The organism is Curtobacterium sp. GC_Cur_3 (assembly GCF_026544205.1).
GTDB lineage: Bacteria > Actinomycetota > Actinomycetes > Actinomycetales > Microbacteriaceae > Curtobacterium.
On record NZ_JALNUI010000034.1, the window covers coordinates 18,151 to 35,984 of the forward strand.

Annotated in this window: 16 protein-coding genes; 5 read left to right on the forward strand and 11 right to left on the reverse strand. The window is 70.5% G+C overall.

Annotated elements, in window-relative coordinates; genetic code table 11:
* Positions 1-7: 7 nt before the first annotated feature.
* The 3 genes from OXR63_RS15560 (at position 8) to OXR63_RS15570 (ending at position 2,081) form a co-directional block, all read left to right on the forward strand.
* The gene (locus OXR63_RS15560) at positions 8-640 is read left to right on the forward strand and encodes a pyridoxal 5'-phosphate synthase (protein WP_267424696.1); all 633 of its coding nucleotides are present in this window, start codon (positions 8-10) and stop codon (positions 638-640) included.
* Positions 641-756: 116 nt separating this feature from the next.
* Positions 757-1,542 carry an aquaporin Z gene (aqpZ, locus tag OXR63_RS15565; protein WP_267424697.1) on the forward strand — a complete coding sequence of 262 codons (786 nt, stop codon included), beginning with the start codon at positions 757-759 and terminating at the stop codon, positions 1,540-1,542.
* A gap of 41 nt (positions 1,543-1,583) precedes the next feature.
* A complete protein-coding gene (locus tag OXR63_RS15570) occupies positions 1,584-2,081 on the forward strand; it encodes a GNAT family N-acetyltransferase (protein ID WP_267424699.1) in 498 nt (165 codons plus the stop codon).
* Here the strand turns inward: OXR63_RS15570 and OXR63_RS15575 are convergent.
* Genes OXR63_RS15575 through OXR63_RS15590 form a run of 4 tightly spaced genes read right to left on the reverse strand, consistent with a single transcriptional unit; the run spans position 2,078 to position 7,866 of the window.
* Positions 2,078-4,531, reverse strand: coding sequence for an ATP-dependent helicase (locus OXR63_RS15575; protein ID WP_267424700.1), 2,454 nt, complete (start codon positions 4,529-4,531; stop codon positions 2,078-2,080). The two genes, OXR63_RS15570 and OXR63_RS15575, sit on opposite strands and share 4 nt — an antisense overlap.
* Positions 4,532-4,543: 12 nt before the next feature.
* Positions 4,544-5,563 (reverse strand): glycerophosphodiester phosphodiesterase family protein, encoded by a 1,020-nt coding sequence (locus OXR63_RS15580; RefSeq protein WP_267424702.1) that lies wholly within the window; start codon positions 5,561-5,563, stop codon positions 4,544-4,546.
* Positions 5,564-5,573: 10 nt separating this feature from the next.
* Positions 5,574-6,614 (reverse strand): LacI family DNA-binding transcriptional regulator, encoded by a 1,041-nt coding sequence (locus tag OXR63_RS15585; protein ID WP_267424703.1) that lies wholly within the window; start codon positions 6,612-6,614, stop codon positions 5,574-5,576.
* Between the two features lie 7 nt (positions 6,615-6,621).
* Positions 6,622-7,866, reverse strand: coding sequence for a Gfo/Idh/MocA family protein (locus OXR63_RS15590; protein WP_267424705.1), 1,245 nt, complete (start codon positions 7,864-7,866; stop codon positions 6,622-6,624).
* Positions 7,867-8,162: 296 nt separating this feature from the next.
* On the opposite strand from OXR63_RS15590, the gene OXR63_RS15595 reads away from it, so the two are divergent.
* Entirely contained in the window at positions 8,163-9,017 is an 855-nt protein-coding gene (locus OXR63_RS15595; RefSeq protein WP_267424707.1) for a Bax inhibitor-1/YccA family protein, read from the forward strand.
* A 257-nt stretch (positions 9,018-9,274) separates the two neighbouring features.
* On the opposite strand, the gene guaA is transcribed toward OXR63_RS15595, so the two are convergent.
* Genes guaA through OXR63_RS15620 form a run of 5 tightly spaced genes read right to left on the reverse strand, consistent with a single transcriptional unit; the run spans position 9,275 to position 14,050 of the window.
* On the reverse strand, positions 9,275-10,864 hold the full coding sequence (gene guaA, locus OXR63_RS15600) for a glutamine-hydrolyzing GMP synthase (protein ID WP_267424708.1): 1,590 nt from the start codon (positions 10,862-10,864) through the stop codon (positions 9,275-9,277).
* On the reverse strand, positions 10,861-11,307 hold the full coding sequence (locus OXR63_RS15605; protein WP_267424710.1) for a DUF3817 domain-containing protein: 447 nt from the start codon (positions 11,305-11,307) through the stop codon (positions 10,861-10,863). Before OXR63_RS15605 ends, guaA begins: the two co-directional genes overlap by 4 nt.
* Before the next feature lie 9 nt (positions 11,308-11,316).
* Positions 11,317-12,096, reverse strand: a complete 780-nt coding sequence (locus OXR63_RS15610; RefSeq protein ID WP_267424711.1) for an SURF1 family cytochrome oxidase biogenesis protein — start codon at positions 12,094-12,096, stop codon at positions 11,317-11,319.
* A gap of 5 nt (positions 12,097-12,101) precedes the next feature.
* Positions 12,102-13,511 carry a cation:proton antiporter gene (locus OXR63_RS15615; RefSeq protein ID WP_267424712.1) on the reverse strand — a complete coding sequence of 470 codons (1,410 nt, stop codon included), beginning with the start codon at positions 13,509-13,511 and terminating at the stop codon, positions 12,102-12,104.
* 5 nt (positions 13,512-13,516) lie between these two features.
* Positions 13,517-14,050, reverse strand: coding sequence for a cation:proton antiporter regulatory subunit (locus OXR63_RS15620; RefSeq protein ID WP_267424713.1), 534 nt, complete (start codon positions 14,048-14,050; stop codon positions 13,517-13,519).
* 200 nt (positions 14,051-14,250) lie between these two features.
* Between OXR63_RS15620 and OXR63_RS15625 the strand changes: the two genes are divergently transcribed.
* Entirely contained in the window at positions 14,251-14,649 is a 399-nt protein-coding gene (locus tag OXR63_RS15625; RefSeq protein ID WP_267424714.1) for a hypothetical protein, read from the forward strand.
* Between the two features lie 93 nt (positions 14,650-14,742).
* On the opposite strand, the gene OXR63_RS15630 is transcribed toward OXR63_RS15625, so the two are convergent.
* Entirely contained in the window at positions 14,743-16,614 is a 1,872-nt protein-coding gene (locus OXR63_RS15630) for a glycerol-3-phosphate dehydrogenase/oxidase (protein WP_267424716.1), read from the reverse strand.
* A gap of 94 nt (positions 16,615-16,708) precedes the next feature.
* Complete coding sequence (locus OXR63_RS15635) at positions 16,709-17,827, reverse strand: GuaB3 family IMP dehydrogenase-related protein (protein WP_071276610.1); 1,119 nt, start codon at positions 17,825-17,827, stop codon at positions 16,709-16,711.
* Between the last annotated feature and the right edge of the window lie 7 nt (positions 17,828-17,834).

Here is a 17,834-nt window from a genome sequence, read left to right on the forward strand (position 1 = left end):
TGGGGGCATGGCTTCTGCTCCGCTGTCCGGTGACACCTCGTTCGCCTTCCCCGAGTTCGACGACCCGCCCGCCTCCCCCTTCGACGTGGCCCGCGCCTGGCTCGCGGGAGCCGAGGAGGACGACGTCGCCGAGCCGCTGTCCATGACCCTCGCCACTGCCGCCGACGGGATCGTCACCGCCAGGACCGTCGACGTGAAGACGATCGACGACCGCGGCCTGCTGTTCGGGACCTCGTCCGAGAGCCCCAAGGGCCGCCAGCTCGCCGCGAACCCCGCCGCCGCGCTCCAGGTCTACTGGCGCGAGACGATGCAGCAGCTCCGCTTCGAGGGGGTCGTCGTGCGCCTGTCGGACGCCGAGTCGGACGAGCTCTTCGCCGCCCGTTCGCCCAAGTCCCGGGCGGCGACCGCTGTGGCGGCGCAGTCCGCCCCGCTCGACGGCACCGTGCAGGACCTCATCGACGACGCGAACGCCCTGCTCGAGGACGCCGGCGACGACGTCCCGCGGCCGGAGTCCTGGTCGGCGTGGCGCCTCGAGCCGGTGTCGGTCGAGTTCTGGCACGGCAGCCGTGACCGGATGCACCGGCGGCTGCAGTACCGGCTGACCGACGACGGGTGGTCGTCGGGCGTGCTGCAGCCCTGACCCGGCTGCTGGCTTCGTTGCGTCGGTAGGCGCGCTCGGCGGACACCGTCGGACCGCGATGGTTCTCTGAGTGGACCACAGCGGGCGGTCATCGTCCGCCAGTCCCGAGGAGCACCATGCGAGACGACCGCGACGTCGACGACTCCACCTCCGAACAGCGCGAGGAGGACGCCCCGGCACGCCCCGCGCTGCAGCTGTACGGCGCCGAGTTCTTCGGCACGTTCCTCCTCGTCTTCGGCGGGGTCGGCACCGCGCTGTTCGCCGCGGCGTTCCCCGATGCGCGGAACGCTCTCGGGGTCGGGTACCTCGGGGTCGCGCTCGCGTTCGGCCTGACGCTCGTCGCGGGCATCAGCGCCGTCGGGCACATCTCCGGTGGCCACTTCAACCCCGCGGTGACGCTCGGGCTGTGGGTCGCGGGCCGCACCGACGCCCGGCACCTCGTCGGGTACTGGGTCGCGCAGGTCCTCGGCGGCGTCGTGGCGACGAGCATCCTGGCGGCGGTCCTCGCCGGCAAGCCGGGGGCCTTCTCCGCCGCCAGGGACAGCGGCTTCGCGTCGAACGGCTTCGGGTCGGCCTCACCGGGCGGCTACGGGCTGGGATCCGTCCTGCTCATCGAGGTCGTGCTGACGGCGGTGTTCCTCGGCGTGATCCTGTCGGTGACCGCGAAGCGCGAGTACCGCGCGCTCGCCCCGGTCGCGATCGGCCTGACGCTGACGCTGATCCACCTCGTGTCGATCCCCGTCAGCAACACGTCGGTGAACCCGGCGCGCTCGATCGCCGCGGCGGTGTACGGCGGCGCGGAGCCGCTCGGGCAGCTGTGGCTCTTCATCGTCGCGCCGCTCGTGGGTGCGGCCATCGCCGGCGTCGTCGTGCGGTTCGGCAGCGGGCGCGCGGTCCGCTAGCGGGCTGCGCGCCACGGCCGGCCGTGTCGTAGGGTCGGCGCATGGGGGAACCGACCGCGCCCGTCACCGTCCGAGCCGCCGTGCCCGAGGACGCCGAGGCCGTCGCCGCCGTGCACGTCCAGGCATGGCAGGAGGCCTACGCGCACCTGCTCCCGGCAGCGTTCCTGGCGGCACTCGACCCGCGTGACCGAGTGGAGCGGTGGCGGCGGACCATCGAGAACCCGACCGTCGTTGTGCACGTCGCCGAGGTGGACGCGGCCGTCGTCGGATGGGCGACCGCGGGGCCAGGGCGCGAGGCCGACGCCGTCCGCCCGCTGGAGCTCGAGGGCATCTACGTCCTCGCCGCTGCCCACGGCTCCGGCGCGGGGCAAGGTCTTCTCGACGCATCGCTCGGCGACCGTCCGGCGTTCCTCTGGGTGGCCGAGCACAACCCGCGTGCCGAGGCGTTCTACCGCCGCAACGGGTTCCGTCGCGACGGATCGGTCAAGGTGGAACCCGTCGGACCGCACACGATCACGGCCGTGCGGATGGTGCGCTAGAGCTTCTCGATCGGGGCGATCTTGATGAGCAGCTTCTTGCGCCCCGCGGCGTCGAACGCGATCTCGGCGATGCGCTTGGCGCCCTGGCCGGTCACCGCTCCGACGGTGCCCTCGCCGAAGTCGACGTGCTTGATGCGGTCGCCCGCCGCCAGCTCCATGTCGCCGTTGTCGCGGACCTGCCCGGACACCCGGTTCGCCCACTCGGTCTTCGGGCGGGTCTTCGCCGCTGCGGCCGCGCGGTCGTAGGACCCGCTGCCCCAGCCGCCGCCGCCGCGGTACCCACCGCCGGCGCCACTGCCACCGCCGCTGAAGCCACCGTCACGCTTGGCGTTCAGCGCACGCGGCTGCGTGCCGCCGCGGCTGTTCGCCATGCCGGGTGACTGCTTCCACTCGATGAGCCCCTCGGGGATCTCCTGCAGGAAGCGGGAGGGCATCGCCACGTTGACGTCGCCGAACTGCGCGCGGGTCATCGCGAGCGAGAGGAACAGCGACTTCTTCGCGCGGGTGATCCCGACGTAGAACAGCCGGCGTTCCTCGGCCGGTCCTCCGGGCTCGTTCGCGGACATCCGGTGCGGCAGCAGGTCCTCTTCGATGCCGGTCAGGAAGACGGCGTCGTACTCCAGGCCCTTCGCGGTGTGCAGCGTCATGAGGGACACCGTCCCGGAGGAGTCGTCGAGCTCGTCCGCCGCCGCGACCAGGGAGACCTCGGTCAGGAAGTCGCTCAGCGTGCCGTCCGGGTTGTTCTTCTGGAACTCCCGCGTCACGGCGACGAGCTCGTCGATGTTGTCGGCACGGGCGGAGTCCTGCGCGTCCGGCGACTTCCGGAGCTGCTCGAGGAGCCCGGAGCCGTCCATGAGCTGGGTCAGGGTGTCGACGACGGGCTGCTCCGTGGCCTTCGCGGAGACCTCGTCGAGGAGCGCCGCGAACGCCGTGATCGCGTTCCGCACCTTCGGCCCGAAGCCGAGTTCGTCGGCGTGCCGGAGCGATTCGCGCATCGAGACGTCGTGGTCGTCGGCGTAGCGCTGCAGCGTGGTCTCGGTGACCGATCCGATCCCACGCTTCGGCACGTTCAGCACGCGACGCAGGGCGAGCGGGTCGGCGGGGTTGGCGACGGTGATCAGGTACGCCATGGCGTCCTTGATCTCCGCACGCTCGTAGAACTTCGTGCCGCCCAGCACCCGGTACGGGATCGCCGCACGGATGAAGATCTCCTCCAGCGCACGGGTCTGCGAGTTCGTCCGGTAGAACACCGCCATGTCGCGGTAGTCCGTGCCGTCGTCGTGCAGCCGCTGGATCTCGTCGGCGACGAACTGGGCCTCGTCGTGCCCGGTGTAGCCCGTGAACCCGACGATCTTGTCGCCGGCGCCGACCTCGGTGAACAGGTTCTTCACCTGGCGGTCGAAGTTGTTCGCGATCACGGCGTTGGCGGCGTCGAGGATGTTCTGCGTCGAGCGGTAGTTCTGCTCGAGCAGGATGACCTTCGAGTTCGGGAAGTCCCGCTCGAACTCGACGATGTTGCGGATGTCGGCCCCGCGGAACGCGTAGATCGACTGGTCCGAGTCACCGACGACGGTCAGGGACGCCCCGGCGATCGAGCCGTCGGTCTCGCGCATCCTGGCGACGTGCTGGCCCTCGTCCTCGAGCCGGTCGACCTGCTCCACCGGGACCGGCCGGGTGAGCTCGCGGATCAGGGAGTACTGCGCGTGGTTGGTGTCCTGGTACTCGTCGACCAGGATGAAGCGGAACCGGCGCTGGTAGAGCGCGGCGACCTCGGGGAAGGCCCGGAACAGGAACACCGTCTGCCCGATGAGGTCGTCGAAGTCGAAGGCGTTGGCGCGCCGGAGGTCGTTCGTGTACCGACGGAAGACCTCCGTGAACATGACTTCCTGCGGGTCGTTCGCGTTGATGTTGCGCGCGTACGAGTCGACGTCCTGCAGCTCGTTCTTGAGCTTCGAGATCTTCGACGCCGCTGCCCCCACGGTCAGCCCGAGGGTGTCCGCTTCGAGGTCCTTGATGATCCGCTTGAGCAGGGCCCGTGAGTCGGCGGAGTCGTAGATCGTGAACGACTGCGGGAACCCGAAGCGCTCGGCTTCACGCCGCAGGATCCGGACGCAGGCGGAGTGGAACGTGGAGATCCACATGCCCTCCGACGCCTGCCCGACCAGGGCACGCACACGCTCGCGCATCTCGGCGGCGGCCTTGTTCGTGAAGGTGATCGCGAGGATCTGCGACGGCCAGGCCTCGCGGTTCGCCAGCAGCAGCGCGATGCGCCGCGTGAGCACGCTCGTCTTGCCGGAACCGGCACCGGCGACGATGAGCAGCGATTCGCCGCGGTACTCGACGGCTTCCTTCTGCTGGGGGTTCAGACCGGCGGTGAACGGGTCCTCGTAGGAGCGGGCCCCGGCGCCCGGCTCGGGCGTCGAGTCGAATGGGTCGAGCACGATCGTCATGTCCGGGACAGTCTAGGCGCGGCCCCCGACAGCCGCCCGCGCCCGGACGGCGAGGTCCGCGTGGTCCGCGAACACCCCGTCGACCCCGGTGCGGATGACCGACGTGTACCAGCGCTCCCAGTCCCCGAACCCGGCGACCTCCCCGCCCCGGCGCAGCGGCGCCGGCAGGAACCGGTTCTCCGGCCGCAGGGTCCACGTGAACACCTGGAGCCCGGCGGCGTGCGCCCGCTCGACGACGTCCGACCGGACGGGCCGTGGGTCGTCGAGCGCCACCGCGTCCACCCCGGCCATCAGCGTCCGCAGGTCGACGCTGATCCCGCTGAACTGCTCGGCCAGCGCGCGGAGCGCGGCGTCCGTGCGCTCGTCCGCGAAGGTCGGTGCTGCCGACCCGTGGGCGGCGACCTCGTCCGCGGCGCTGCCACGGGCCTCCTGGAGGTAGACGAGCCGACCACCCACGCCCCGCGAGCCGAGGACGCGGAGGACGGTCTTCTCGAAGCTCTCGACGGTGAGCCGGTCGTCGCCGCGCCACCCGGCCGCGGCGAGCGCGTCGTCGACGAGCGCCGCCATGGGCAGCCCGACCTGGTCGAAGTACGTGGCGTGCTTGACCTCGGCGACCAGCCCGACCGGACGAGGGGCGTCGTCCAAGAGGGTGAGCAGGTCCTCCAGTCGGAGGATGGGGTCCTCCCCGTCGTGCGCCGCCGACCCCGGCCGGAGCTCCGGCAGCCGCTCCCGGGTGCGGAGGGTGCGGAGCTCGTCCCAGGTGAAGTCCTCGGTGAACCAGCCGGTCAGTCGCTGGCCCTCGACCGTCCTGGTGGTCCGGCGGTCGGCGAACTCGGCGTGCGCAGCGACGTCGGTCGTGCCCGAGATCTCGTTCTCGTGCCGGAGCACCAGGACGCCGTCCTTCGTGGGCACGAGGTCCGGCTCGATGGCGTCGGCTCCGAGCTCGATCGCGAGTTCGTACGCGCTCCGCGAGTGCTCGGGCCGGTACCCGGAGGCACCTCGGTGGGCGATCACCGTCGGGGTCAGGGTCATGCGGCCGACCCTACTGGCCGGGGGTTGCCGCTCCGTGGACGTCGTGCGGGCCGCAGGAGGCCCGCAGCACCAGGTCCGCGTCGAACTCGGCGTGCGCGCGCGCTCCGCCGGGGTCGAGCACCCGGGCGACGGCCGCGTCCGCCATCGCCTCGATCGGCTGCCGGACCGTCGTCAGGGGCGGCCACGTGTACTCGGCTTCCCACGAACCGTCGAAGGCCACCAGGGCGATGTCTTCGGGCACGCGCACCCCGCGCTCGTGGAAGGCGCGGAGCACACCGACGGCGGTCCGGTCGGACGCGGCGAACACCGCTTCGGGTCGGTCGTCCTCGTCGGCGATCCGCAGTCCGGACACGTAGCCGCCGTCACGCGTGTACCCGCCGTCGTAGACCCGGCCGGGAGGCACGCCCCGGCTCGCGCACGCCGCTCGCCATCCGCTGTGGCGGGGTTCGCGGTCGTCGAGCTGGCCGACGAAGGCCACCCGCGTCCGCCCGTGGTCGAGCAGGTGCTCGGTCGCGCGTTCGGCTCCGGCGCGGAGGTCGGTGCCGACGCTCGCGACGCCGTCCCGCGCCGCCGGGGCGTTGAGGTCGACCCATGGCAACCCGACCGGGTCGATCGCGGATCGGTCGGCGGCCCCGCTCGACAGCACGAGCACGCCGTCGACCATGCGGGCGGCGAACTCCTCGAATCGCGCACGGAGGCCATCCGGCTCGAAGCTCGTCGCCGTGGAGTACAGGGCGTAGCCGCGCTCACGTGCCGCCGACTCGATGGCTGCGGCGTACTCGGCGAAGAACGGGTTCGCGAACACGGGGTCGTCGCGGTCGGGGACCGCGAGCACCAGGGTGCGGGCCGACCCGGAGCGGAGTGCCCGCGCCGCCTGGTTCGGCCGGTAGCCGAGCTCGGCCACCGCGGCGAGCACCCGGCGCCGGGTGTCCGGGGCGACGGGTGCTCCACCGTTGAGGGCGTAGCTCACCACCGCGTCCGAGACCCCGGCGAGCCGGGCGACGTCGCGCCGGGTCGGCTTGCGGGTCGGCCGCTCCGGTGCTTCGCTCACGCCCTGATCATGACACCCGGTGCGCCACCGGGAGGGCTTCCCCGACGGCCACGGGCGCGTCACCCTGGTCGGGGATGGGGAGCCGCTCGCCGTCGCGACGGGCGGACTCGAGCGCGACGAGGCCGGGCAGCGTGTACCGCGAGGCCTGCCAGGCGTTGACCGGCGGCAGCACGCCGTCGTTCACGGCGCGGACGAAGTCGTCGACGAGGAGCTGGTGCGAGCCCTCGTGCCCGTTCGGCGCGAAGTCGAACTCGGCGGGCAGGCGGTCCGTGAGGGCGTCGTGCACGGGCGCGTGCCCGGAGACGAACGAGCTGCGGAGCGCCGGGGACACGTCGGCCAGGCGGGGGTCGTCGTCCTCCATCGTCGGTCGGTTCTCGAGTTGGTCGGAGACGTCGGTCACGCCCTCGCGGTCCTGCCAGACGGAGTTCGTCACGAGCTGCTCGAAGCTGCCGTCGGTGCCGAACCAGCGGAAGCGGCTCTCGCGGATGTACGAGGGGAAGCCCACGCGACGGAACTCGTTGATGCGCATGGACCCGCCGCCGTCGAGCTCGAACAGGGCGGTCATGTTCGAGAAGTCGTTGTCGAACATGCTGACCTCGGTGTCGAAGACCCCGTCGCCGCGGTCGTCGTGGACACCGATGCAGCTGACGCTCGTGGCATGGCGCGGGACTGCTCCGAGGACGCCGCCGATCGCGTGCGTCGGGTACCACATGGGCGGGTAGCTGGCCGTGGCCTTCCACTCGTCACCGCCGCTGTACTTGTACGCGTCGTAGAAGCCGAGGTCCATGTCGTGGACATAGTCGCCCTCGGCGTAGAAGACCCGGCCGAAGGCGCCCTGCTCGGCCTTCTGGCGGGCGAAGACCGTCGCCGGGTTGTACTGGCTGGTCTCGCCCATCATGTAGGTGAGGCCCGTCTCCTCGACCGCAGCGATGATCGACTCGATCTCCGTCAGCGCGGTGGCCATGGGGACCGCCGAGTACACGTGCTTGCCGGCACGGAGGGCCTGCAGCACGAGCGGACCGTGCGTCCAGCGCTGCGTGAAGATCGCCACGGCGTCGACGTCGGGGCTGGCGAGCATGTCCTCGAACGACGGGAACGTGCCGGCGAGGTGGAGTTCCTCGGCGAGCTGGTCCGCACGCTCGGGGAGGACGTCGGTGGCGTAGACGGCGGAGATGCCCGGGTGCTTCTCGAAGAGGGTGGCGAAGTGGCTGGAGAACTGGCCGGCTCCGACCATGCCGAGGGTGAACGTCATGCTGGCTCCTTGCTGGCGGGTGTGCGTCGTTGCAGGTCCCATCGTCGCGCTCGGGTTTACTCGTGTCCACCCCTGCTGCGTCGGCACTCGCACCCGTGCTCTCGGCGAACTCCCGTCGATCGCGAGGGGGTCCCGCAGCACGCGCCCGTAGAGTGCTGACGACGGCAGCACCTCCGCCGTCCGCTTGCCGCGAATCCTCAGCCTTTCGCCGCGCCGCACACCTAGGCTGAGAGGACGCGAAGGAACGCATCCGCCGTTCCCGCTCACGATCCGACCAGAGGAATCACGAGGACACCATGGCTTTCAAGCCCGGTTTCGATCAGTCCCCCGCCTTCAACGACGCGGGCCGGAACGCTTGGAGCGCCGGCTCGCAGCAGCAGAACCGCTGGGGCGCGACGCCGCAGCAGTCCGCCGGCATGACGCCCGAGCAGCTGCAGTACATGTACGACCGTCCGGCGGCGAACACCGTCGACACGGACCGCATGTCGTACGAGGACACCATCGTCAAGACGCTCATGGCGTTCGGCGTGCTCGTCGTCGGTGCCGTGGCCGGGTGGAACCTCCCCCCGATCGTCTGGATCGCCGGCGCGATCATCGGGTTCGTCCTGGCACTGGTCAACACCTTCAGGAAGAAGCCGTCCGCCGGGCTGGTGCTCGCGTACGCGTTCTTCGAGGGCCTGTTCGTCGGCGGCATCTCCGGGTACTACAACTCGGCGTTCGAGGGCATCGTCACGCAGGCCATCTTCGGCACGCTCGGCGTGTTCTTCGTCACCCTGCTGCTGTTCCGCTCCGGCAAGGTCCGCGCCACCCCCAAGGCGACGAAGTTCTTCCTCGTCGCGATGGTCGGGTACATGGCGTTCTCGCTCGTGAACATCGTGCTCTCGCTCACTGGTGTGACCAACAGCGCGTTCGGGCTCCTCGGCGTGACCCTCTTCGGCATCCCGCTCGGCGTCCTGATCGGCATCTTCGTCGTCGTCATGGCCGCGTACTCGCTGATCCTCGACTTCGACCAGATCAAGACCGGTGTCGAGCGCGGCGCCCCCCGCGCCTACGGGTGGACCGCCGCGTTCGGGCTCATCGTGACGCTCGTCTGGCTCTACCTCGAGATCCTGCGCATCCTCGCCATCATCGCGAGCAGCTCCCGCAACTAGCACGCAGACACGAAGGGCCCCGGCACACGCCGGGGCCCTTCGTCGTTCACGCGCCCCGCACCCGCGCACGCGCCCACCCCACCCCACCCCACCCCCCGGTGAGATCGCACTTCGTGTCGGCTCAACGCAGGCGGAGGCGACACGAAGTGCGATCTCACCGAGAGACACCGGTGCGCGGGAGACCGGGACGCGGGAGGCGCCCCGAACGACGAAGGGGCCCGACGCCTTGCGCGCCGGACCCCTTCAGGACGGGAGACTCACTCCCACTCGATCGTCCCCGGCGGCTTCGACGTGACGTCGAGCACGACGCGGTTCACGTCGCGCACCTCGTTCGTGATGCGGTTGGAGATCTTCGCGAGCACGTCGTACGGCAGGCGGGTCCAGTCGGCCGTCATGGCGTCCTCGGACGACACGGGGCGGAGCACGATCGGGTGCCCGTAGGTACGACCATCACCCTGCACACCCACGGAGCGGACGTCGGCGAGCAGCACGACCGGGCACTGCCAGATCTCGTCGTCCAGGCCGGCGGCGCTGAGCTCGGCACGGGCGATCGCGTCGGCCGCACGCAGGATCTCCAGGCGCTCGGCGGTGACCTCACCGACGATGCGGATGCCGAGCCCGGGTCCGGGGAACGGCTGGCGACCGACGATGACCTCGGGCAGTCCGAGCTCGCGGCCGACCGCACGGACCTCGTCCTTGAACAGGGTGCGCAGCGGCTCGACGAGCTTGAACGTCATGTCCTCGGGCAGACCGCCGACGTTGTGGTGCGACTTGATGTTCGCAGTGCCGGCGCCGCCGCCGGACTCGACCACGTCGGGGTAGAGCGTCCCCTGCACGAGGAACTCGACCTCGCCGGAACCGCCGTCGGAGGACTCAGCCTTGGCCTCGAGCACCAGGGCCTCGGCTGCCGCCTCGAACGTCCGGATGAACTCGCGCCCGATGATCTTGCGCTTCTGCTCGGGGTCGCTGACACCGGCCAGGGCGTCGAGGAACTGCTGCTCGGCGTCGACCGTGACGAGCCGGACACCGGTGGAGGCGACGTAGTCCTCTTCCACCTGCTTGCGCTCGTCGGCGCGCAGCAGCCCGTGGTCGACGAACACGCACGTGAGCTGGTCACCGACGGCCTTGTGCACGAGTGCTGCGGCCACGGCGGAGTCGACCCCGCCCGAGAGCCCCGCGATGACCCGCGCCGACCCGACCTGCGCACGGATGCGCTCGACCTGCTCCTCGATCACGTTCGCGGAGTTCCAGTCACCCGGCAGCCCGGCGGCGCGGTGCAGGAAGTTCTCCAGCACGGCCTGCCCGAACGCGGAGTGCTTGACCTCGGGGTGCCACTGCACGCCGTAGAGCTTCCGCTCGTCCGACGCGAAGGCCGCCACCGGGGTGGAGGAGCTGGACGCGAGGACCTCGAACCCCTCGGGGGCCTCGGACACCGAGTCGCCGTGCGACATCCAGGTGGTCTGCGCCGCCGGCTGTCCGCCGAGCAGCACGGAGTCGGTGCCGGTCACGTCGACCGCGGTCGCGCCGTACTCGCGGAGCCCGGTGTTCGCGACCGTGCCACCCAGGGCGCTCGCCATGGCCTGGAAGCCGTAGCAGATGCCGAGCACGGGGACGCCGAGCTCGAGGATGGCGGCGTCGAGGGCAGGGGCGCCGTCCTCGTACACGGACGACGGACCGCCGGACAGCACGATGGCTGCGGGGTCCTTCGCGCGGATGTCCTCTGCCGACATCGAGTGGGGGACGATCTCGCTGTAGACGTTGGCCTCGCGGACGCGTCGTGCGATCAGCTGCGCGTACTGCGCACCGAAGTCGACGACGAGGACGGGACGCTGGTCGGTCTCGCTCACCGAGCGCTCTCTTTCTCACGCTGCTGGGCAGCGGTCAGCTCGTGGTAGGTGGTCATGGCGGCCTGCTGCATGCGGTGCTCGACCACGAAGGACATGAACGGGATGACGCCGCCGAGCGCGATGAGCAGGAAGCGCGACGGCCGCCAGCGCATGATGCTCCACAGGCGGAAGTCGGCGAACAGGTACACGACATACAGCCAGCCGTGTGCGATGAGGATCGCGATCGACAGGTTGAAGGTGCCCGGGGCTTCCCCCGCGGTGCCGTTCGGCACGAAGAACGCCCCACCGCCGAGCTGCATCTCGCGCTGGATCGGCGTGTACTTGATGACCACCTCGACGACCAGGGCGAGCAGGAGCACACCCGTGACGTACGCGGAGACGCGGTAGAACCGGACGGCCCCCGGGATCTTGGGGATGTCGCGGGTACGGACGGTCAGAGCCATGGTGGAAGCCTATCGTCGCTCGGTGGTCAGGCCGGTGGGGGCGAGGTCCGCCTGCTGGCGCTCGTCCTCCTCGCGTTCCCAGGTGTCCTTCACGAAGCGCCACCACAGGAACACGGCGAAGCCGGCGAAGACGACCCACTCGACCGCGTAGAAGAGGTTGAGCCAGTCGAACTGGACCTCTCGTGTGGGAGCCCGGTCGGCGACGGTGCCGAGGTCGGCTGCGGACGCGGTGGTGCCGTCGGCGACGACGTACCCGCCGTACATCCGGTCGTCGAACGCCTTCCACGTGTTCACGAACCGGGCGGGGGCGACCGCGGAGTACTCGTCGCGCTGGAAGGCGTCCTGGTCCGGGGACTCGGAGGGGTAGTAGCGGCCCTGCACGGTGACGGTCGCGCCGTCTGCCATGCGGTCACCACCGGCGACGGCGGCCGACCGCTGGTCGGACCACCCGATGACGACCGGGAGGCTCGCCCCCGTGGTCGTGTCGACCATGTGTCCGACGGTCTGGTAGCGACCACCCCCGCTGCGGCCGGTCAGCACGGTCGTGTCACCGGCGACGAAGCGGCCGGTGACGGTCACCCGCTGGCCGGCGAGGCTGTCGCCCACACCGCGCTCGGGCTTCGAGACGTCGGAGAGCACCTTGCGCGTCTCCGTCGTGGCCGGCAGCGGCTTGCCGTTCTCGATGCTCCGCTCGAGCTGCCACTTGCCGAGGAAGGCGAACACCGCAGCGAGGACCAGCGCGAGCACCAGCAGCGCGATCCACCTCGGTCGTCGGGCGACTGCCCACATCTGTATCAGTACTCCGGATCACGCGGACGGGCCGGGCGTTCGGAGCGCTCGGCGGGGGTCTCGATCGACGACGTCCCCGTGCTCACGGTCTCGGGCTCGGGCGTCGCCGCAGGCTGCCCATTCTCCCGCTCGTCCCTGCCAGCCGCCTCCACGAGTGCGATCTCCTCGGCGAAGCGACGGTCGCGCTCGGCCTTGCGTGCGGCGGCGGCCTCGGCGGCGGCGCGCTCGCGCCCCCGCAGCTTGCGGACCCGTGCCGGACGGATCACGAGGCGGCCGATGCGGTCGGAGTTGATGGCGAGCACGGGGCCCAGGACGGCCATGATGAGGACGTACAGGCCCGCGAACGCGGTGATCCGGTCCTCCAGGCCGGCGGCAGCCGAGAGCGTCGCGAGGATCAGCGCGAACTCGCCACGGTTCACCAGGATGACGGCCGTGTTGATGCCCTGCTGGACGTTGAAGCCGTTCATCCTGGCGACGAGCTGACCTGCGACGGCGTTCAGCACGACGGTCATGCCGATCGCGGCGAGCACCGGCCAGACCACCTCGCCGAAGGTCGCGATGTCGAGCCCGAGGCCGAAGTTGACGAAGAAGAACGCCGCGAAGACGTCGCGCATCGGGAGTGCGAGCTGTTCGATGCGGTCGCGGTAGCGCGTCGCACCGCAGAGCAGACCGATGACGAACGCCCCGATGGCGTCGGTCACGCCGAGCAGGTCGCCGATGCCGCCGAACATCACGGCGAGGCCGAAGAACAGCACGGTGAAGAGCTCGTCGTCGCGGGTGGCGAAGAGCTTCGAGACCTGCTTGCCGCCCCACCGCGCCAGGCTGAACATCACGATGAGGAAGCCGAACGCGAGCGCGAGCTTGCCGATCACGCCCCAGATGTTCGTGTCACCGGAGAGCACGACGGACACGATCGCGAGGTAGATCGCGATGAAGACGTCCTCGATCACGGTGACGCCGAGGATCATCGGGGTCTCGTCGTTGGCGAGCCGCCGCAGCTCGATGAGGAGCTTCGTGACGATCGCACTCGACGAGGTCGCCGTCATGCCCGCGATCACCAGGGCTTCACGGGTGCCCCAGCCGAGGGAGAACCCGAACGCGAAGCCCACGGCCATGTTGATCGCGACGTACGTGCCGCCGGAGACCAGGAGCTTGCCGGCGTTGCCGTAGAACTCCTCTTGATCGAACTCGAGCCCGAGGTTGAACAGCAGCAGGATCAGCCCGAAGGTGGCGATCAGCTCGATCGTGTGCGACTCGACGCTCAGCCCGATCCACGGCGTGTGCGGGCTCGCGATGAGCCCGACCACCATGTAGATCGGGATGGCCGGCAGGCCGATCAGCTTGCCCAGGCGTCCGAGGACGTAGGCGATGAGGAACAGGGCACCGATGGTGAGCAGCTCACCACCGAGGTGCATGCCGGTTACCTTCCGGGCGGCGCCTCGGCAGCAGCAGCCGCCGCGAGCTCACCGCTGCGGTAGAAGGCGAAGGCCTTCGTCACCTTCTCGGGGGAACCGGCAACGACGATGGTGTCACCGGGGAAGACGACGAAGTCGGCCGAGGGGGCGGGGTTGGCGCTGTCGCCACGGACGACCGCGACGACGGTCAGGCCGATGAAGCCCGAGTCGTGCAGGTCACCGAGCGGCTTGCCGGCGATGGCGTCCTCGTAGTCGACGGAGAACCAGTCGATGGACAGGCCGGGGATCTGGTCGAGCTTGTCGAGGCCCTCGGTGATCCGGGTGCCGCCGAGGAGCTCGGCGAGCGTGTGGGCCTCGTCGTCGCTGAGGCGCAGCGAGACCTTCTCCGACTTGTCGGCGCCGTCCGAGACGTCGGCGAACGAGATGAGGTCGGAGTGACCCGACCGGTGCGTGATGACCCCGCACTTGCCACCGTCGTCGGTGTAGAAGCTGTGCAGTACGCCGACTCCGGGGAGTTTGACGCGATGAACGTCGACCATGATGGCTCCCTTTCCCAGGACTCCCATGCTAACCACCAGACGGCCCCGGGCATTCCGCCGACTGCTCTTCTGTGGATGCCGTCTACTGTTCGGTCGATGGGGAGAACTCGGATCGTCGTGGCCGTCGTCGGGGTGCTGGTCGTCACGGTGTATGCGGCACTGCTGGCGCTGCAGCACTCGTGCTGGATCCGCTCGCGGCGGTGCCCGGCACCTCGCTCGGCGCGATCCACGCACACCTCGAACGGCAGGGGTTCGACGTCCGCGGTGACGTCGTCGCCGTCCTCGTCACCGCGTCGATCGGCGTCGCCCTGGCGGTCGTGGTCGCGACGCTGACCCTGCACAAGCGCGTGGAACCGCACTTCGTCATCGCCTGGATGCTCGGACTCATCGCCGCTGGCGCGGTTCCGTTCTTCGTCGCCGGCTTCCAGCTCGGCACGGACGTCGCCGACGGCTACGGGGTCGGTGGCGGAGCCCACACCATCTGGGCCGGTGTCCTCTTCGTCGCCAGTGCGGTGGCGCTGGTCGCGATCCCGGTGGTGCTCGTGTTCGGCGAGCGCCGCCGTGCCCTCCGAGCCACGTCGACGACGCTGGTCGCCTGACCCACGCGAGGCGCGCCTCCAGGCTGCCAAGACAGGACGGGAGGCCCGTGACCAGCTGGTCACGGGCCTCCCGTCCGGTGGGCGCTCAGCCGGTCAGCTCGGTTCGCTCGTCTTCTCGCCGATGACCTGCTCGTCGGAGGCCTTGGCGCCCTCGGCGCCGTCGCTCCGGCCACCCCCGGGCACGACGTCGTCCTCATCGAAGCCGAACGCGATGTCCGGGGCCTCGAGGCGGACGCGGTCCGCGGACTCGTCGTCGGGCTGGAGCTGCGACTCGCGCTCGGCGGCGACGCGTTTGCGGTAGTTCGCCACCTCAGCCTCGGTCTGCTCCTGGTCCCAGCCGAGCACGCCGGCCATGAGCCGCGCGGCGACGGGAGCAGCCGACTCGCCGCGGTCCCAGGCCTCGATCGAGATCCGCGTACGGCGGGCGAGGACGTCCTCGAGGTGCAGGGCGCCCTCGTGCGAGGCCGCGTAGACGACCTCGGCGCCGATGTAGTCGTCCGCTCCCGGGAGGGCCTCGGCGAGCGCCGGGTCCTCCTTCACGAGCTGCAGCACCTCGGTGGTCAGCGTGCCGTAGCGATTGAGCAGGTGCTCGATGCGGACCTTGTGCAGGCCGAACGACCGGGCGGTGCGACCGCGCTTGTTCCACGCGGCCGGGTAGCCCTCGGCGCCGAGCAGCGGGATGTCCTGCGTGGTGGACGCCGGGATCGTGCCGTCCATCGCGGCGACGGCCTCGTCGATGGCGTCCTTGCCCATCACGCGGTAGGTCGTCCACTTGCCACCGGCGACGACGACGAGGCCGGGCGCGGTGTGGGTGACGACGTGCTCGCGGCTGAGCTTCGAGGTCTGGTCGGACTCACCGGCCAGCAGCGGGCGGAGGCCGGCGTAGACGCCCTCGACGTCCTCGCGCGTCAGCGGCACCCGGAGGACCGTGTTGACGTGCTCGAGGATGTAGTCGATGTCCGCCGCGGTCGCCGCGGGGTGCGCCTTGTCGAGGTACCAGTCGGTGTCCGTCGTGCCGACGAGCCAGTGCCGGCCCCACGGGATCACGAACAACACGCTCTTCTCCGTGCGGAGGATCATGCCCATGTTCGACTGGAAGCGGTCGCGCGGGATGACGAGGTGCACGCCCTTGGACGCCCGGACCTTGAACTGCCCGCGGGTTCCGACCATCGCCTGGGTGTCGTCGGTCCAGACGCCCGTCGCGTTGACGACCTGCTTGGCCCGGATGTCGAACCGCTCGCCCGTCTGGATGTCGTGCGCGTGGGCACCGACGACGCGCTCACCGACCTTGATGAAGCCCTCGATGCGGATCCGAGCGGCGGCGTGGGCACCGTAGGCCGCGGCGGTCCGCACGAGCGAGGAGACGTAGCGGGCGTCGTCGACCTGCGCGTCGTAGTAGGTCATGCCGCCGACGAACGCGTCCTTCTTCAGCGACGGCATCGACTTCAGCACCTGCGTGCGGGTGAGGTGCCGGTGGTGCGGGACACCGGGAGGGCGACCGCCGGACCAGCTGAAGGCGTCGTACATCGCCATGCCGATCCCGATGTAGAAGCGCTCCCACACGCGGTGGTTGAGCGGGTAGAGGAAGCGGACGGGCTTCACCAGGTGCGGGGCGATGCGCTGCAGCAGCAGGCCACGTTCGATGAGGGCCTCGCGCACCAGGGCGAAGTTGAGCTGCTCGAGGTACCGGATGCCGCCGTGCACGAGCTTCGACGACCGGCTCGACGTGCCAGAGCCCCAGTCGCGCGCCTCCACGATGCCGACGCTGAGACCACGGGTCACGGCGTCGAGGGCACTCCCGCCGCCGACGATCCCACCGCCGACGACCAGGACGTCGAGCTCCTTGGTCTTCAGCGTCTCGATGGCCGCCGCCCGTTCGTCCGGCCCGAGCTTCGCCCGCGGATCGAACCCTGCCGTGCCGAACGCACCCGTCGGTGCCTTCTTGCCTGAGACCGTCGTTGCCATGGTCGCCTCCGCGCACTCGCGTGCTCTGCTCAGGAGCTCGCGCCTGCCCCGCTCCGGAGCGCTCGCGTGCTCGTCTCAGGCGCCGGTGCCGCCGTCAGCGGTGGTAGGGCGCCACGACCACTTCTACTCGCTGGAACTCCTTGACGTCGGAGTACCCGGTCGTCGCCATCGAGCGACGCAGGGCGCCGACGATGTTCGCGCGGCCGTCCCACGTCGGGGTGGGGCCGTTGAGGACGTCCTCGAGCGGGGCGATCGTGCCGACCTCGACCCGGCGGCCGCGGGGCAGCTCCGGGTGGTGGGCCTCGGCGCCCCAGTGGAAGCCACCGCCCGGTGCCTCGGAGGCACGGGCGAGCACGGTGCCGAGCATGACGGCGTCAGCGCCCATCGCGATCGCCTTGACGACGTCGCCGGCGGTGTCGAGCCCGCCGTCGGCGATGACGTGCACGTAGCGGCCGCCGGACTCGTCCATGTAGTCGCGTCGGGCACCGGCGATGTCGGCCACCGCGGTCGCCATCGGGGCGTGGATGCCGAGCGCCGCGCGCGTGGTCGACGCCGCGCCGCCACCGAAGCCCACGAGGACGCCGGCAGCACCGGTGCGCATCAGGTGCAGCGCGGCCGTGTAGGTCGAGGCGCCGCCGACGATCACCGGGACGTCGAGCTCGTAGATGAACTTCTTGAGGTTGAGCGGCTCGGTGTTCTGCGAGACGTGCTCGGCGGAGACGGTGGTGCCGCGGATGACGAACAGGTCGACACCGGCGTCGACGACCGTCTTGGAGAACTCCTGCGTGCGCTGTGGGCTGAGCGAGCCGGCGACCGGGACACCGGCGGCACGGATCTCGGCCAGGCGTGCGGTGATCAGCTCGGCCTTGACCGGCTCGGCGTAGATCTCCTGCATGCGCTTCGTGACGTTGCCGTCGGTGAGCGCGCGGATCTCGGCGTAGTAGGGCTCGGGGTCCTCGTACCGGGTCCAGAGGCCCTCGAGGTCGAGCACGCCGAGGATGCCGAGACGACCCATCTGGATGACCGTCGCGGGCGAGGACACGGAGTCCATCGGCGCCGCGAGGATCGGCGCTTCGAACGTGAAGGCGTCGATCGACCACTGGACGCTGACGTCCTGCGGGTCGCGGGTGCGCCGCGAGGGGACCACTGCGATGTCGTCGAACGCGTACGCCCGACGTCCGCGCTTGCCTGCACCGATCTCGACTTCACTCACCCGGCAA

Coding starts and splice junctions, on each gene's coding strand:
- OXR63_RS15605 (WP_267424710.1), bottom strand. CDS start 11,307: ATGGCTCTGACCGTCCGTACCCGCGACATCCCCAAGATCCCGGGGGCC.
- OXR63_RS15630 (WP_267424716.1), bottom strand. CDS start 16,614: ATGGCAACGACGGTCTCAGGCAAGAAGGCACCGACGGGTGCGTTCGGC.
- OXR63_RS15620 (WP_267424713.1), bottom strand. CDS start 14,050: ATGGTCGACGTTCATCGCGTCAAACTCCCCGGAGTCGGCGTACTGCAC.
- OXR63_RS15590 (WP_267424705.1), bottom strand. CDS start 7,866: ATGACGTTCACCCTCGGCATGGTCGGAGCCGGCCAGTTCTCCAGCCAC.
- OXR63_RS15570 (WP_267424699.1), top strand. CDS start 1,584: ATGGGGGAACCGACCGCGCCCGTCACCGTCCGAGCCGCCGTGCCCGAG.
- OXR63_RS15595 (WP_267424707.1), top strand. CDS start 8,163: ATGGCTTTCAAGCCCGGTTTCGATCAGTCCCCCGCCTTCAACGACGCG.
- aqpZ (WP_267424697.1), top strand. CDS start 757: ATGCGAGACGACCGCGACGTCGACGACTCCACCTCCGAACAGCGCGAG.
- OXR63_RS15580 (WP_267424702.1), bottom strand. CDS start 5,563: ATGACCCTGACCCCGACGGTGATCGCCCACCGAGGTGCCTCCGGGTAC.
- OXR63_RS15575 (WP_267424700.1), bottom strand. CDS start 4,531: ATGACGATCGTGCTCGACCCATTCGACTCGACGCCCGAGCCGGGCGCC.
- OXR63_RS15615 (WP_267424712.1), bottom strand. CDS start 13,511: ATGCACCTCGGTGGTGAGCTGCTCACCATCGGTGCCCTGTTCCTCATC.
- OXR63_RS15560 (WP_267424696.1), top strand. CDS start 8: ATGGCTTCTGCTCCGCTGTCCGGTGACACCTCGTTCGCCTTCCCCGAG.
- OXR63_RS15610 (WP_267424711.1), bottom strand. CDS start 12,096: ATGTGGGCAGTCGCCCGACGACCGAGGTGGATCGCGCTGCTGGTGCTC.